General features: G+C 43.5%; 8 protein-coding genes. 2 read left to right on the forward strand and 6 right to left on the reverse strand.

The genetic code is table 11. The features are described from left to right. Positions 1-154: 154 nt before the first annotated feature. A complete protein-coding gene (gene rlmF / locus ABIN91_RS16515; RefSeq protein ID WP_348052333.1) occupies positions 155-1,117 on the reverse strand; it encodes a 23S rRNA (adenine(1618)-N(6))-methyltransferase RlmF in 963 nt (320 codons plus the stop codon). Between the two features lie 338 nt (positions 1,118-1,455). Further along, positions 1,456-2,145, reverse strand: a complete 690-nt coding sequence (locus tag ABIN91_RS16520; protein WP_348052334.1) for a DUF3826 domain-containing protein — start codon at positions 2,143-2,145, stop codon at positions 1,456-1,458. Between the two features lie 206 nt (positions 2,146-2,351). On the opposite strand from ABIN91_RS16520, the gene ABIN91_RS16525 reads away from it, so the two are divergent. Together ABIN91_RS16525 and ABIN91_RS16530 are read left to right on the forward strand one after the other, a co-directional pair. Further along, positions 2,352-3,812: a sialate O-acetylesterase gene (locus tag ABIN91_RS16525; protein ID WP_348052335.1), complete on the forward strand. Its 1,461-nt coding sequence runs from the start codon at positions 2,352-2,354 to the stop codon at positions 3,810-3,812. Positions 3,813-3,843: 31 nt separating this feature from the next. Further along, positions 3,844-6,153, forward strand: coding sequence for a DUF5703 domain-containing protein (locus ABIN91_RS16530; protein ID WP_348052336.1), 2,310 nt, complete (start codon positions 3,844-3,846; stop codon positions 6,151-6,153). Between the two features lie 229 nt (positions 6,154-6,382). Here ABIN91_RS16530 and ABIN91_RS16535 read toward each other — a convergent pair whose 3' ends face one another. Genes ABIN91_RS16535 through ABIN91_RS16550 form a run of 4 tightly spaced genes read right to left on the reverse strand, consistent with a single transcriptional unit; the run spans position 6,383 to position 17,560 of the window. After that, positions 6,383-8,419, reverse strand: a complete 2,037-nt coding sequence (locus ABIN91_RS16535) for a glycoside hydrolase family 127 protein (protein WP_348052337.1) — start codon at positions 8,417-8,419, stop codon at positions 6,383-6,385. A 1-nt stretch (position 8,420) separates the two neighbouring features. Then, the gene (locus ABIN91_RS16540; protein ID WP_348052338.1) at positions 8,421-12,092 is read right to left on the reverse strand and encodes a glycosyl hydrolase; all 3,672 of its coding nucleotides are present in this window, start codon (positions 12,090-12,092) and stop codon (positions 8,421-8,423) included. Between the two features lie 2 nt (positions 12,093-12,094). After that, positions 12,095-15,388 (reverse strand): glycoside hydrolase family 2 TIM barrel-domain containing protein, encoded by a 3,294-nt coding sequence (locus ABIN91_RS16545; protein WP_348052339.1) that lies wholly within the window; start codon positions 15,386-15,388, stop codon positions 12,095-12,097. After that, positions 15,389-17,560: a trehalase family glycosidase gene (locus ABIN91_RS16550; protein ID WP_348052340.1), complete on the reverse strand. Its 2,172-nt coding sequence runs from the start codon at positions 17,558-17,560 to the stop codon at positions 15,389-15,391. Positions 17,561-17,629: the final 69 nt, after the last annotated feature.

Genomic DNA, 17,629 nt, shown 5'->3' on the forward strand with positions numbered 1-17,629 from the left:
CTAAACCATTTTAATCCTTATCCCCTGTTTTTCGGCATCTGGCCAACAACGTTACAAATCAAAACCTGGCGCAAGCCGGGTTTTGTTGTTTGTATCTTATATAGTAAAGCATATAAATATACGCCTTACACACATTTTATCAGTTTATCGGTACTTATTTCCAACGCTTTTCGCTCCACTCCTTTTGTCTGTATTCATCTAAAAATGTCCAGCATACAATGCGGCTTTTCTTTTGGCCCTGGGCCATGTTTACCGTTTTGATATCCAAAACCCCAACTTTATCCAAAGCCTTATATATGTTGTGCAGGTTATCTTTTTGGGAAACCAATGTGGTGTACCAAAAGCATTGTAAGGGCGATTTTGAACTTTGATAGATCATTTTACTAATGAACGCGGATTCGCCGCCGGGATACCAGAGTTCGGTACTTTGTCCGCCGAAATTGAGCGCGGGTTTATCGGCTGCAAACTTATCTAAATTGCTTTGTTTGCGGGTGTTGGCTTGCTCTGCTTCCTGCTGTGATGAATGGAAAGGGGGGTTACATATCGCTACATCAAACAGTTCATCGGGTTTAATAACGCCGGTGTATATGCCTGATAGATTGGTTTGCAGGCGAAGCTCAATCGCATCGGCAAGGTTGTTTTCTGTGATGACCTTCTGAGCAGATTCGAGGGCCGCGGCGTCAATATCGGTACCTACAAAATTCCAGCCATACTCGTGGTTACCGATCAGCGGGTATACGCAGTTAGCTCCTACACCAATATCAAGCACTTTAATTTTGCTCCCGGTTGGGATGTTTCCGTAGTTACACAAGGCCAGTAAATCGGCTATGTAATGAATATAATCGGCCCGGCCAGGTATAGGCGGGCAAAGGTAATTCTCGGGAATATCCCAGTACTTTAAATTATAAAAAAACTGTAGCAATGCCCGGTTAAGCATTTTAACTGCTTCCGGATTAGAAAAATCAACCGACAGATCGTCGAACTTGTTGGGTATTACGAAGGGCTTTAATTGGGGGCAGCTTTTTATCAGCGCATCAAAATTGTAGCGCGAACGGTGTTTGTTTCTGGGATGTAAACCGCCTTTTTCTTCGGCTGGTTTTTTATATTGATCTGGCAAAGTATTTCTATTTAGTACGCGCAAAAGTAGGGATAATTGTTCAGCCTAAACCACTCTGGTGTTTTCTGTATTAAAAATCCTATAAATCATAACAAATAAAGATCATAACAGGCAATGCTGAAAATTGTACAGTGATTATTTGAATTTATTTGCGTATATTGTATAAAATGCGAATATGCGTGATATTTGCTTAAATAGTTATTGGCAATACCGACAAATTGTTATTGCGGTTATTACATGCGGATATGGCCTTTGCGCTCCGTCCTTCGACTGCCGCTCAGGATGACACCCTTCGCACTTGGTGAACACCCATAAATACCCATAATTTGTTATTGCGGTTATTCTTTAGCGGGTTGCTGCGCTTTTTTGGCTTTGGCGGCATCGGCATAAGCCTTGTACATTTGCTTCCAGTTGCGGCCGGCGGTGTTGGTGAAATAGTCTTCTATTTTGGTTTTGTAGATTTTGAAGATGGTTGATACCTGATCGATGTTCTTGTAATCTATGGCTTGCTCCCTTGCCAGTTTAAGGTTGGTTAGGATAAAGGCTTCGTCCTCTTTAGTCAGGTTTGGCACGATGGATTTGTACCCATTCATGGTGAAAGCCACCTTACCGATGGTATATTTATCGAGGATCAATTCTACCTGATCTTCGGTTAACTCTTTGCGTAGGCCGGTCATTAAAGTTTCGTGAACGGTTTTAGGGATCATCGAATTAATAATAACCTGACGTTCCAGCTTATTAAAGGTTTTACCTGTAATCGGATTCATGCCTTCGGGAACCAGTGTATAATCATGGCTGTTATTCCAATCGCGCACGGCAATCAAATGAGCGGTTATCAATTGCTTAACGCGGGTTGCCTTGGCGGTATCGGTTAAGTTTAGCGATGCCACCCAACCCTCGGCTTTAAATAATGGATCTGATTTTGATTTGGCATCAGTTTTAGGTTTGGCATCGTCCTGCGCCTTTGCAATTTGCGAACTTATAGCAAATGTGATTACAGCGAATGATAACAGAATGATCTTCTTCATGATTATTCAGGCTTTAAGGTGTCTCTTTTAGTGATTTATAATTAAGGCTAATTTATCCGGCAATAGCCGCGCATCATTAAAACAAGTTATCAGGTTGTTGTACAATTTTATCCTGTTTTAAACATGAGCCTCGCAATCATAAAATATTAAATAAATTTGATAGGCACATCGCCAAACTATAAACCAACATTACCCCAATATTGATCATGCTAATAAAATACAAAAGTCTATCCCAGTTTTTAATCTTGTTATGCCTTTGCCTGTTTAGTCAATTAGTTAAGGCTCAACCAAAACTGGCAGCATTATTTGTTGATAATATGGTGCTGCAGCAGCAATCAACAGTGCAGGTTTGGGGTTGGGATAAACCATCTGCCGCGGTTACATTAACCAGTTCGTGGAATAAAGCGAGCTATAAAGCCGTGGCTAATGCCGATGGTAAATTTGTATTTAAAATAAGTACGCCGGTATTTGGCGGACCATACCAGATAACGGTGAGCGACGGCAAACCCGTAACCATCAGCAATGTATTAATTGGCGAGGTTTGGATATGCACCGGGCAATCCAACATGGAAATGCCCATGAAGGGCTTTAAGGGGCAACCCATTTATGGCACAACCGACCTGATACTAAACTCAAAGAATAAAAACATCCGTTTGTATACCGTTCCCCGCTCATCTACCATCGAATTACAAAAGGATTCAAAAACCAGTAAATGGCTGGAAGCCGATCCAGAATCGGTAGCTAATTTTAGTGCCACGGGGTATTATTTTGGCCGGTTAATTAATAAGGTGCTGGATAATGTTCCGGTGGGATTGATCCATTGCAGCTACAGTGGCTCGTCGATACAAGCCTGGATGGATGCCGCTACTTTAGGCGCTTTCCCCGAAATTAAGATCCCCGTTAAGGGTGATACCATTAAGCAGGTGAGCCGCACGCCAACTACACTTTACAATGGCATGCTATACCCTATTTTAGGCTACGGTATAAAGGGGGCTATTTGGTACCAGGGCGAATCAAACTATGATAACCCGGCGCAATACGAAAAGCTGTTTGAAACCTATGTTAAAACCATCCGCGCACAATGGGGCGAGGGCGATTTCCCGTTTTATTATTGCCAGATAGCACCTTATGATTACGCGCAATTGCCTCCTTACAACAAGGGCGGTAAATATAACTCAGCCTTTTTACGTGATGCACAGCGTAAAGAAGCCGATAAAATACCTAACACTGGCATGGCCGTGTTGATGGATATTGGCGAGCAGCCTACCATTCACCCACCGCATAAAGAAACCGGCGGCACACGCATGGCTTATTTGGCACTGGCTAAAACTTATGGCATTAAAGGGTTTAATGCATTAAGCCCTGCTTACGATAACCTCACCATTAAAAACGACCAGGCGATAGTTAAGTTTAAAGATTGCCCTAACGGCATCACATCATACTTTAAAGAGTTAACAACCTTTGAGGTTGCGGGCGATGATAAACACTTTTATCCGGCCAAGGCTGTGATAGCGGGTAGCTCGGTTACGGTAACATCGCCACAGGTTAAAAACCCGGTTGCGGTGCGTTATGCTTTCCGCGATTTTGTTATGGGCGAATTGTATAGCACAGATGGTTTGCCGGTATCATCATTCAGAACAGACGATTGGGATTATGATGCGAAATAGAAAGGTTTTTTTCCTAGCATCGCTCCTGCTGATGTGTTGCGGAACATTCGCGCAAACCAATAATTTGAGCAAATATAATGTGGTATGGAATAGCCCAAGCAAAAACTCAAGTGAATCTATGCCTTGTGGTGGTGGTGATATTGGCTTGAATGTTTGGGTTGAAAATGGCGACCTGTTGATCTACTTATCAAAAAGCGGAACATTTGATGAAAATAACTCATTATTGAAATTAGGCAGAGTTCGTGTTAGCCTATCATCAAATCCATTTAAAGGCAAAAGTTTCAGCCAGGAATTGGTGCTAAATGATGGCTGTATAAATATCACCGGAGCAAACGGAAAGCAAATTACCCGCGTCAATATCTGGGTGGATGTTTTTAATCCGGTTGTGCATATTGATGTTAAAAGTGCCCAACCCGAGATAGCGAAGGTAAGCTATGAAAGCTGGCGTTATGTAAACAGGGTAATGAAGGGCCGGGAGAACAATCAAAGTTCGTGGAAATTTGGCGCGCCAAAAGGGACATTCACCCATGCCGATTCGGTGAGTTTTGTGAATAATGCGGTTCAATTTTATCATCGCAATAGCGATAGTACCGTTTTTGATGCTACCGTAAAACAGCAAGGCCTATTATCGGTAAAGGATGAAATGTACAACCCTTTGAAAGATTTGACCTTCGGCGGGATTTTAAGTGGCGATAACATGGTTACAGCCGGAACTTCTACAGAAACACTTTTAAAGAGCGCTTATGGCCCACGGCTTTACAATGGCACACCTTACAAGGCCTGGCAATTGCAAAGCCGGAAAGCAAGTATTACACAATCAATATCGGTTTACTTGCATACCGATCAAACTGGTAATATCAAACAATGGCAATCTGGCTTAAAAAAACTGGTACAGCAAACGGCTCAAACATCGGCCGCAGCTAAACAAAAAACAATAGACTGGTGGCGCCAATACTGGCAGCGCAGTTATATTGATATTGAACCTGATAAGCCCCAACCTGATAGTTTAAAATGGCAGATCGGGCGCAATTACCAGTTATTTAGGTATATGTTAGGTTGTAATGCTTATGGTACATCGCCAACCAAATTTAACGGGGGATTATTTACTTTCGATCCTTCTTATACAGATACAGCTTATAGTTATACACCCGACTTCCGTAATTGGGGCGGCGGATTAGCCACGGCACAGAACCAGCGTTTGGTTTATTTCCCTATGATTAAAAGCGGTGATTGGGATCTGCTGAAACCTCAGTTTGATTTTTACCTCAAAACATTGCATAATGCCGAATTACGCAGTAAGGTTTATTGGAACCACAATGGCGCATCGTTTACAGAACAGATAGAAAACTTCGGCCTGCCCAATTATGCCGAATACGGCACAAAACGCCCCGTCACCTACGATAAAGGCATGGAATACAACGCCTGGCTTGAATATGAATGGGACACCGTTTTCCAGTTCTGCCTGATGATGCTCGATGTTGAGCAATACACAGGTAAAAACATTACTGAATACCTGCCCTTTATTGAAAGCTGCCTTACATTTTATAATGAACACTATCAATACTTAGCCAAACAAAGGGGTAGTAAAGCGTTAGATGGTAAGGGGCATTTGGTTTTATACCCCGGTTCGGCTGCCGAAACTTATAAGATGGCTTATAACTCCACTACAACCATAGCGGCATTAAGAACTACCCTAAGCCGCCTGCTTGAATTACCTGACCATTATTTAAATGCCGATAGCCGTAAAAAATGGGCCACTATGCTTTCGCAGATTCCTCCTATCAGCTTTGCAGAGTTCGGCGGCAAACAAACCATTGCCCCGGCTCAATTATGGGAACGCGTTAACAATACCGAAACGCCGCAATTGTACCCCGTTTTTCCGTGGCATATCTATGGTGTAGGCAAACCTGATTTGCAAACGGCTATTAATACATATCTGTATGATACTGATGCTTTAAAGTTCCGCAGTTCGATGGGTTGGAAACAGGATAATATTTTCGCTGCTGATTTAGGTTTAACCGATGAAGCCGTTCGCCTCAATACCTTAAAGCTTAAAAACTCCGGCAGGCGATTCCCAGCATTCTGGGGCCCCGGCTTTGATTGGACTCCCGACCATAACTGGGGTGGCTCCGGTATGATAGGTCTGCAAGAAATGCTGTTACAAACCGATGGTAAAAAAATATACCTTTTTGCAGCATGGCCCAAAACCTGGAATGTACGCTTTAAACTGCATGCGCCTTATAATACCACTGTTGAAGGTATTGTTAAAGATGGAAAACTTGAATCGCTCGTGGTGTTCCCTGTAGCAAGAATGGCCGATGTGATAAACATGCTAAAGTGATTTAACAGAGCATAAAAAAGTCCCGGTTGCAACCAACAACCGGGACACCAATTATAAACCTATTAATATTTTCAAACAGAGCTACTCCAGGAGGAGTAAAAAGATACTAACCAAAATACCTATCGCTCTAATTATTTGATGAACAAAAATATTGAACAACAACATTCAATTTGTGTTCAATATTTTCTAAACATTGTACAATGTTATCCTATTTTTAAAAGCTCCGTTTTTATCTGTTAAACGGTATCCAGGTTTCCATTTCAACATGGCCACGATTCCCCCAGGCAAAATAGGGTATCAGTTGCACATTAACAGTGCCTAAGTCCTTAGTGCTTACATTACGATACAAATGATTTTTCCAGTTAGCATTTTGCAATTCTGCCTTTCCGGTTAATGCGGTAATATTCGCGTTATCTATCACAATATTTTGTGGCGTAAGATTAACCTTTGATGATAGCGATAGGTTAAACACATTCTTATCCTTAGGTATCCCTGCCGATTCAATACAATAAACTATAGGGCCACGTTTTACCGCTATCTGGTTACGCACCTCCTCAACCAAAGGGTTAGCCTCAACCATATTAACCGGCATAGGCAAATTGAGTTCAATCACATCGCCAGCTTTCCATTTACTATTGATCTCAGCGTATTGACCAGCTATCAGGCTTATCTGCGCAGGTTTTCCGTTCACGGTAAGCTTCGCGCCCTCGCTCCATCCGGGTATTCTCAAGAACATTGAGAATGCTTCAACAGGCGTCTGATCTAAGGTGATTTTAATGGCGCCATTCCAGGGGTAGTCAGTTTCTTGCGTAAGCTTGATATTGTTGCCGTTCTTTAATTTTGTTGATATAACATTACCGCCATACAAGTTGATATAGATGCCTTTGTCGGATAAGCTGTACACGTAATTATTCAATTCGGCAATAGTGCGTATCACATTTGGCGGGCAGCAGTTAGAGTAACCAATGTAACCTACCCTATCCTTGCTCCAACGTTGTTGGAAAGGCATATCGTCAGACACACTCAGCGGATTGGTATAAAGGTATTTGGTGCCGCTCAGGCTAATGCCGGATAGCATGCCATTATACAAAGTAAGCTCCATAACATCAGCATATTTAGCATCGCCGGTTAGTTGCAACATCCGCCAGTTCCAAAGCACATTACCCACGCTGGCGCAGGTTTCATTGTGCGATGTAAAGTTAGGTAACTGGTAATCGCGGCCATAAGCCTGGTGTATCTGTTGAACATCTTTCAGCAGGTAAGACGTCCCATCCGGCGAAACACCGTCGTACAGCGCACCGCAACCACCTGTAATGTACATTTTGCGGTTCACAACATCATTCCAAACCAAATTGAGTGTATGGGTTAAAGTAGTATCGCCGGTTTCGGCGTAAACATCGGCTGCACCAGCATACAGGTAATTAGCCCTAACAGCATGGCCCATAGCCGCGGTTTGTTGGCGAAAAGGGACCCTGTCCTGGTTATCATCCGTACCGTCCTTCATCAAGCCACGAATATCGATCAGGTTTTTAGCCAGTTCCAGGTATTTGGGATCATGCGTGGTACGATACATTTCAACCACTCCCATATAATGTGATGGGCAAATAGCATTACGCGCCAACTCCGGCGAAGCTGCCTTATAAAAACGGTATAGATAGTCGGTCGCCTTAATAGCAATATTGAGGAAATTCTTTTTACCCGTTACCCGGTAATGAATACAAGCGGCCGTCATTAAATGGCCTAAATTATAGGTTTCGAAATTAAGGCGGTCTTCAAATGCTTTAGCCTTGGCGGGGTTTTTCCGCTCGTCAATCAACGTCGGTGTATGGATATAGCCATCCGCTCGCTGTGCCTTGGCAATAATAGCGATGGTTTTATCCAGTTCGGCATCCAATTTTTTATCCTTATTTACAGCATACATGGCCGTCATAGCCTCCAACAGCTTATAAAAGTCACCGTCCTGAAATGGCGGCCCCACATGCGAACCCGTGTCCAAACCAGCTGCAACCTCAAAGTTCTGAATAGCGTGGCCAGATTTATTATCCGTGTAAACGCTCCACATATGCGGTATCATCGAATCGCGGCAAGCTTTAAAACGCTCGGCCCAAAAACCCTTTGTCCATTGTACATTACCCATATCAACACTACTCAGTTTGGAATATGGGCTTTGTGAAGTATTAGTAAGGCTTTTGCTTTGCGCAGATGCAAGGTTTGATAAAGCTGTTAAACCCGCTACACAAAGGCTAATTCTTAATATCGTTCTCATTTTAATCTCGTTTACTTTTATCTATGGTAATAATTTTAACCGGGCCAAGTAAACCTGCCGGTAATAAAGGCTTACCCTCCAAACGGTAAGGCGCGGTTGTCCAGGTAATGCGTTTATTTTCTGGCAAAGCATAGTCGCCAATCAATCTGTTTGCCCAGGTATTACTTACCTCAACATGCACTTTGTTGTAGCCTGTTTTTAATGCGTTGGTAATATCTAAGCGATAAGGTGGTGTCCATGCTACGCCACAAGGCTTATCGTTTATAGTAACACTGGCTATATTGGCCACATTACCCAGATCAAGCCAAATTTGTTTATGACCAGCCAAATTACTATTCCATTTTACTATCTGCATGTAATCGGCAGTGCCCGAGTAATACTTAATACCCGGAATTTCGTTTTTGCTCCAATCGCTTAAAGTGGTAAAAACTACAGGTCCATCCGGACCACCGTTTTTAGGATCAAAACTAACCTTCCAAACGCCATCAACAGAGCGCACCGTTTTAAAGTCCGACCAGTTGTTTCCTTTCCGGGATGCTGTATTGATAGGTTTACGTAACACAATAAAATACGAGCCATTAGGCTCTAAACGCAAGCTCAAATTAGTCCGCCCGTTTTCACAAGTATATTGACTGCATTGGTAGGTTTCGCCCGTCATAGGATCCCACATTTCAGGTATCTTATTGGCAACACGTAATGATAAGTTGACTATCCTTTGTGTACTTTGCTGGTTCGAGATAAAGTAAATATCAAATTCCGGATCGGTACGGTGTGTCCAGGCAATATCCTTAACATGGTTCCCGGTAGAATCACTGGCGAACATATCTCTTGGTAATCCAATATGATCAAATGTTTCGGCCTGGTAGGTCCCTTTCAAAATCTGCCCTTTACCTTTAATATCAAACAGCCCGTTTACCTTTAAAGTTGGGGACACTAATCCTGGTGCAGTTTTAGGTTCTTCTGTGATCAGTATATTAGCACCATCATTCACTAATTGCTTAATGCGTTCCGATACTTCAGGCGACATATAATCCCCTCCATCCGGAGCCATCCTGGTATCGCCGGGCAGCACCAATAAACCATAGCTCGCACCGCCGGGAAGTACTATCCTTCCATCCCTAACCGTAGCCAAACGCAATAAAGCATCACGGTTAAACGAATCATAGGCATATCCCCGCAAAGGGTCAACCCATTTTTGAGGCTCGGCCATATTAGCTGATGATGTTACCCCATCAGGTATCGAGTGCATAGGCTCACCTTCATTAGCCAGCCGCTTAGCTTCGCTGTTGATCACCTCTTCGCCAAATATTCCAGGCAAGGTATTTACCAATCTATCTGGTGTAATGGCCCTCCTTGGTATTTCTTCTCCCGTAAACACCGCTATATCAACTACAGGCTTACCCATTTGCAGCATAGCCTGGCATCGTTGCAGGTATTCTATCCAGGCAAAGCCGGGCTTCCACCACGTTTGGTTGGGTTGAAAGTACAGGCCTACCCCATCCAATGTCACTCCCGGTTTACGGTCTGGCCAGGGGTTATGTGCAAAAACATGCAGCACAAAGCGGTTGGCACCCAATGCAAAGTTCCGGTCGCCCAATGCTTTCAGCATACCCGGCTGCTCGTTCCAAGCCATGCGTACAGTAGTAAAACTTTCTGCCTGTATAATGTTCTTACCATAAATATGCCCGCCCGAAACCGCGTCCAGCATATCGCCCGGCTTATCATGTGTAGGGCTATTCAGCCAAAACTCACCCATCGGCAAGTCCGATTCACGATAGTGCGCCATGCCATCACCAACCATGGTGGGCGCGGTAGCTTCGGCGCTAAACAAAGTACCTTTTTCATGGGCCAGTTTAGCCATCGTAGCATAAAAACTGTCAACCAATAGTTCCGAAATGGTTTGCCTCACATCATATAATACTTTTTCCGAAGTCTCAGCATTTTGCACCGGGATACCGGCCATAACAGGCAAATAAGGCAACAGATCGTACCCTCTCCGTTTAGCAAACTCTGCTTGAAAAACCGGCGACCAGTTTTGGCTGCCACACTCCCAGCTATCCACATGGAATATCTTTAAAACCTGCGCGGCCAAATCAGGCCCAACTTGCCTGATCGCTTCGCCAAACCAATGGTCAAACTGAAACTTTACCACATCCGGACTAAACTTATCGCACTCCAAACCAATCCCCGCACCCGCAGTTTCATTCTTATGCCCTGTTGAGGTATGCCCCATCCGGATCACTATCCATTTGCCCGCCGGAGCATCCCAGTTTAAACGGCCGTTTGCATCCAAATAATTACTAATATTGATCAATTTATCTTTCGAGATGCATAATGCATCAGGTATTTGCCTGGCCGATGTCCGTTTAGCAACACGCCAAACCTCACCGTTCTTACCTTCAAACTGATTAATGCGTGCCGCGCCGGAAAGTTCTATCCCCTGTATCTTCAAAACTGGTTTCCATTTTGCAGATTCCAGGTCCTCAGCCCCCGGCTCAGAACCTGGCTTTTCATATACAAACCTGAAATATTTGGCTGTAATAGCATCAATAGCGTAAGTATTAGGCTCATCAGAGTCCTGCCAGCCCGCACGTGGTGGCTCCAAACGGGTAGCTTGTTTAAAGGTTTTACCGTCATCACTCGTCTCAACGATCAGCCTTTGTGCCTGGTAATTATTACCGTTGGTACGGATAGTAATGGACCGGCAGGTAAATGGCTGATTAAACGCATATTGTATCCAACAGCTTGTATCGCTGCTAAAGCTCTTTTTACTCCCCTTAGTAGCCAAAAACTGAACATCGGCACCAGCCTTGTTGGTACTAATAACAGGTTTGATAGTTTCTGTGGATAAGGTATCACCCAAACTTACCGGGTAAGCATACGTAGCAATATCTTTATAATAACCGGCATAACTTTTAGGTTTAGCCAAAGTATCATTATAGTGCCTGCCACCATTAATCAATGTTTTGCTCCAAACAACCTTCTGCATCGACATTTCAGGCGTGATCCAGGGCCCGCCCGCCAGCGCGAAACCATCACAATCGTGCATGGCTAATTGCAAACCGAATCGTTGTGCTTCGGTAAAAGAGAACTTAACCATCTGCCACCATTCCGGCGTAAGTTGGTTTACAGGCGGAGTCATTAACGGGGCAGCAGCGTTCGGCCCTTTAATACTCATCAAATAAGCGCCGCCAATACCCGCGTCTTTCATGGCTTGCAGATCGGTAGTAATACCTTCTTTCGAAACTGCACTTTGTATCCAATACCAAAACACCCAGGGTTTGGCCGCATCCGGCGGATGAATAAAGGTTTGCCTTAGAGCTGAATTATCATTAACCGGTTCGGTAGGCACAACCGGTGCCTGTTCCTCTGATACACGCTCGTCATTTTCTACATAAGGGTGCCCGTGCCGGCCACGCTTTTTACTGCTTTTTTTGCTCTTGCCCGATTGGTGTTTAGACTTTTTACTACCCGAACCCGACTTTGATTTTTTGCTCTTGCCGCCACTTTCGTGATGCGAACTTGATTTTTTATGCGACGCACTTTCGTGAGAAGTCTTCTTTTTAGATGATTTTTTCTTTTGCGCGTCAGTGCTTACAGAAATACATAAACACAAAACAATCAATAAAATAAGTTTTTTATATTGAAGTATATATTTAACTAAAACCTGCATTATTAAAATTTAATTTTCGTTGCCAGTACACCTACGTCCGCAGGCTTGTTTTTAACCGGCAATATATAAAAACTATAGCGATATGGTTTAGCAGGTATCTGATACTCGGGCAGCGGCGCGGCCAGTTCGCTCCAGCTATCGTTACCACCAACACCCATCTGTATCAGGTCTATGTTCAGAGTTAGATATCCCGCGTCCTTTAATTTATTGGTATGCCTTGCAGCCACAATATTTTTCTCGGAGTAAGGCCAGGCGCTCATACTTAGCAAGCTATCCGCAACAACCAGCAAGCCATTATTCACTTTATCCGATAAATACATCCAACGAACATCCGTCCGGTTCCCATTCTCTTGCGGAACAACGTAAGGCTCATCAAAAGTCGCTATCGGTTGTGAATATATCCCTACCGGGAAACCAGTCTTCCTATCAATATAATTTTCCATTAAACCACGCCCATACCAACTCACCTCATCATATCCCCTTACTATCCCACATTGCATGCCCACTTTGGGTATATTTGGCAAACCTGACGAAGCGTTCAAACTGCAATCTACTTTAACGGCTCCGTTTCCATTTATTGTATAAATAACTTGTGTTGTGGCTTTCCCATCAATGAGGGTATAATTACTTGTTACTTTTACAATGCCTTTGCGCGTATGATCTTCTGTAATTCCAGTTAGTTTCAAATTCGGCTCATACCAAACTTTAAGCTTTTTATCGGCCTTCCAACCGCGATGGTCATTATCAGTTGCCGGGCGACTAAAATGTGGCAACAAGGGCGCAAATACCTGCTCTTTGCCATTCAATAAATAAGAACTTAATGCACCATTAGTTTTATTAATGCTCACGCTAAAATTATTACCATTAACCAAATAACTATCAGCTTTATCTGAAACAGAAAGCGCGGTGAAATTTTGATTAGATGATTTACTTACAGGCAACCCCGTCAAAGCAATCTGATCAGAAGCCACCTCAAAACCTTTATCGGCCCAGAGTTTATTCTCAGCTAAAGTAAATTTGATATTGGCAAAATACTCAGCACCTGCTTTAATTTTAGGTAAGTAAGGTAAAATGCTCATTAAGGAATCTTTACCCGGAGCCAGATTGATACGTGGTATGGCTTTTTCAGACACCACTTTACCATTCTCCAATACCTGCAAACTCACATTAAAATCATTCAGGTTTTGCACACCATTACGGTTAATTATTTTAATTAAACCCTTACCTGCGTCAACCAATTCACAAGCCGCCTGTTGAAATACATGCTTACATTCGTAAATAGCGGCTTTGGGCCTTCCATCCGATGCCACAATTCCTTTAATGGTAAAATCATCAAAGTAACGCTCACCATAATCACCGCCATAAGCATAAAACGGTGTCCCGGCAGAATCACGCTTCAACAAACCCTGATCTTTAAACTCCCAGATACCCGCGCCAATGATGCGCTTGGTTGAGCGGAACAGATCCCAAAATTCTTTCAAATTACCGTTAGAGTTACCCATCGCATGTGAGTACTCCACAAAAAATATAGGCCGTTTATCACCATTTGGCTGATTAGCCAATAGTGGCACAGTAAATATCCCCGGATACATCCGGCTATCAATATCAACATAAGGCTGATCTATCGGGTTACCCACACGGTGCGAATGGTCGTTAGGTTTTAAGTATCTCGCATCTCCCGGCTCAATATACCCTTCGGCTTGTGGCGTGCCTTGAGCGGGCTCGTAATGCACCGGGCGGGTGATATCAAAATCGTGTACCCACCCTGCCATAGCCGCATGGTTTGGGCCGCGACCAGCCTCATTACCCAAACTCCAGATGATAACACTTGGGTGATTCTTATCCCGCATCACCATACGGGTAACACGGTCAAGATAAGCTCCCGTCCACATCGGGTCATTACTCAACTTCGATCCCAAACCGTGTGTTTCCAGGTTAGCTTCATCAATTACCAAAATCCCGTATTGATCGCATAGATCATACAAATAAGGGTCCATCGGGTAATGGCTGGTGCGGATGCAATTAAAATTAAACTGCTTAATGGTTTTAACATCCCTCAAAATAATATCGCGCGTTAACGCCTTTCCTTTTACAGGATCATGATCCGGACGATTCACAGCATACAGATAAGTTAACTTACCGTTGATGAGCAGTTTGCTATCGCTCTCTCTAAACTCAATACTCCTGAATCCAACCCTACAGCTCTTAGCTTCCAGCACATGCCCGGTAGTATCTTCCAGCGAAATAACCAAAGTATACAAATTCGGAATTTCCGGGCTCCATTTCAACGGGTTCTTCAGCTTAGCCTCCATCAAAGCAAACTTTGCATTATCCAAACGTGGGAATATCTCATTAACAATGCTCTCAACACTCCTATCCAAAGGCTTATCTAACAAAGGTTTATTATTAACATCGTACAGTTGCGCTTTAACATGATAGCCCACAACTTGCTTGCCCGTCAAATTTTCAATGCGTGGTCTTAGCTGAAATCGAACATCTTTATAATCCTTATCCAGCTTACCCTGCCAAAAAAAGTCCGCTATGCGTAACTTAGGTTCTGCCAGCAGCAGCACCTCGCGATGGATTCCGCTCATACGCCATTGGTCCTGGTCTTCCAAAAAGTAACCATCGCTCCAGCGGATCACCTGTACCGATAAAACATTCTCACCCGCCTGCAAATAAGGCGTAATATTAAACTCCGAATTCATAAAGCTATCCTCGCCATAGCCCAAAAACTTGCCATTTACCCAAACTTTAAAACCCGAAGCAACACCGCCAAAATGGAGCGTAATGTTCATATCCTTCCAATCAGCCGGAATGGTAAAGGTTCGTTGATAACTCCCCATCCCGTTATAATCCAACGGCGGGAACGGCGGGCTAACCGGCCTGAACGGATAGACAGCGCTTTTATAAATAGGTTTATCATACCCCTCCATTTCCCAGCTCGATGGTACAGGTATCTTTTTCCATCCGCTTACGCGCGATTTATAAAAATCCTGAGGAGCATCCCCCGGCTTTAATGCGAACGAAAAATCCCACATCCCGTTTAACAATAGCATTCTGCCGCTCTTCTCTCTATCCAAAGTCAAGGCGCCGTTCACACTGCTAAACGAGTAAGCCGTAGCCCGAGCCGGGTCACGGTTAATACCATCCACCAACGAATTTTGCCATGGCTCGGCATTAAAAATAGTTGGCTCGTGCGGTATAGGTGCTGGTGTTTTATCAACCAACTGGGCAAATGCACTTCCGGAGGAAAACATTATAATAACCGTAGATAATTTGAATATTTTATTCATTTACAGCGCGTTATAGTTAACCACATAATCCTTACCCTTCTCAACCGTTAGCTCGTAAACATTATTACCCTTTGCGGTGATCGCGCCTTCCTTACAACTTGGTTTCGATTTACTCTTGATACGTAAAGTCCCCGTACCATCTTCTCCTTTTATCTTGATCTGCGTTGTACTGCAATACATTTTGATGTTTCCTTCGGGCGTTGGCACTGTACCATCCATCCACTTCAGTCCACCTAAATTAGGTTCAGCTAACCAGGTGGAGTAGCCTGCAGTTAAAGGCTTTACACCCAGGTAATATTTACCCAAAAGATAGATTGGGCTGGCACCCCAGGCGTGGCAAAGGCTCTTACCAAACGGACGGCCATACATGGCGTAAACATCAGCTCCTTTTTTATCCGGGTTATATTCTTCCCAGAAGGATGTTGCGCCAAGCTTTAACATACCGCCCCAATAATCTTTCATCTGTTTCAATACATAATCCTGCTCACCCATCGCGCAAAGGGCCTCAAGCTCGTAAAAGCGCATATATGGGGTTGTTATCTTCTGGATGTTATCATTCAGTAACACATTCTTTTTCACATCTTGCTTTTGTTGCTCATTAAAATAATTGAAGAAGATGGCGAACATGTTGGTGTAACGCGTAACGTTATCGCTTTGCTTGTTATCTATCAGGCTATGCACCAATGCATGTTTTTGCTCGTTCCAATACAGCTTAAATATCTTGGCCTTCAACTCATCGGCCAAAGCTTGATATTTGGCAGCCCCTTCGGTATCGTTATTTAGCTTGGCGCAGATAGCCATGGTTTCTAAACTGCGGCAAAATAACAGTTGCTCAAAACTTAGTTCACCTTTTTTACTCAAACCATCGGCCCAGTCAATAAACAGCCAATCGCCGGGTAAACCAGCCATCATGCCGTTCTTATCACGTCGCGACAAGCAATAATCCATCAGCGTTTGCATACGCGGATAAAACTGCTTGATAAAGGTTTTATCGCCGGTATATTGGTAATAATCGTTAATGCTCAAAAACCAGTAAAACGTATAATCCATAATGGTATTAATATGGCTCGTTACCGGGTCTTTTCCGCGCAAGGCTAATATGGTGCGTGTTACCGTAGGCGAATCAAAAAACGAGTAATAATTCATGGCATAGCTTTGATATGCATCGCCAGACCAAATCCACCTATCCCTTTTTATGCCATCAATAAAAAACTCGCGCGTAGCTAAGTGGAGGGTATATTTTGAGATATCATAGATCTTATTCACTTCTTCATCCGAACAACGAAAACCCCCACGCTCCTTCAGTGGAGCGTACTCATAAAGCATTGAAACAGAATCAACCGAAACACCACCATCAAATTGAACATTCACATAACGCAATGCTTTAGATAACTCCATAACCGAATCTTTTTTAACTGATTCGTTAATGGCCAACTCATCCAATGTTTCGCAATGCTCCACCGATTGTGCTTCCTCTTTCGATTCACCATAATAAATATGCAACTTGCCTTTCCCTTTTAAACCATGAAGCTTAACAAAGCCAAAGGTTTCTTTACCAAAATCTAAAAAGAACGAATTAGCTTTTTTATCACTGCTTACCGCATGTTGTGGCACTGTTGGCAAACTGAATTTAGACGGCGGCGATAAAGGATCATTAAAATTCCACGCTCCGGCATTCAAGTAAGTAGTTCCCGATTTGTCGGATACCTTACCGGTAGCATCTATCCACTCCTTATCCTCAAAAGTAACCAGCCAACTATCATCGCTCACCACCGTTTTACCCTGCACAAATATAGCAGGCACCCTATCCTGACAGTAAACCTTTAAACTCACCTTATGGTGACCCGCCGGAACGGTAATACTTTTAGGATAGCCCACAAAAGCCTGTCCGTCAACCTTTACATTATAAGTTCCCTCAACATAAAGTTTAACCTCTTCCGTTGCCGGAACATCAAAATCTTTGTGAAACTCGATCAGCACATAGTGGCTGTCCATTTTCCAAAGCACGGGTAAAAATGCGCCACGGTCTGTCCGCCGGTTCTGCATTTTGTTGCCCAGCCAAATATCAAAATCGCCCGGATAATATATCCAGGTAGCTTTTTTGGCTTGCGCCGATGCCAGGTCAGTCCCAAACAAACCCAGTAGTAAAAAAATGTAAACTATCTTCTTCATATATCTTAAATCAATTGGTTTAATACTAATTGGTTTCGCCACGCGTCATTGCGAGGTACGAAGCAATCT

Source organism: Mucilaginibacter sp., from assembly GCF_039921305.1.
Lineage (GTDB): Bacteria > Bacteroidota > Bacteroidia > Sphingobacteriales > Sphingobacteriaceae > Mucilaginibacter.

Bases quoted from the DNA above. Each gene is read 5' to 3' on its own strand.
- ABIN91_RS16520 (WP_348052334.1), bottom strand. From the start codon at position 2,145: ATGAAGAAGATCATTCTGTTATCATTCGCTGTAATCACATTTGCTATA.
- ABIN91_RS16525 (WP_348052335.1), top strand. From the start codon at position 2,352: ATGCTAATAAAATACAAAAGTCTATCCCAGTTTTTAATCTTGTTATGC.
- ABIN91_RS16530 (WP_348052336.1), top strand. From the start codon at position 3,844: ATGTGTTGCGGAACATTCGCGCAAACCAATAATTTGAGCAAATATAAT.
- ABIN91_RS16535 (WP_348052337.1), bottom strand. From the start codon at position 8,419: ATGAGAACGATATTAAGAATTAGCCTTTGTGTAGCGGGTTTAACAGCT.
- ABIN91_RS16540 (WP_348052338.1), bottom strand. From the start codon at position 12,092: ATGCAGGTTTTAGTTAAATATATACTTCAATATAAAAAACTTATTTTA.
- ABIN91_RS16545 (WP_348052339.1), bottom strand. From the start codon at position 15,388: ATGAATAAAATATTCAAATTATCTACGGTTATTATAATGTTTTCCTCC.
- ABIN91_RS16550 (WP_348052340.1), bottom strand. From the start codon at position 17,560: ATGAAGAAGATAGTTTACATTTTTTTACTACTGGGTTTGTTTGGGACT.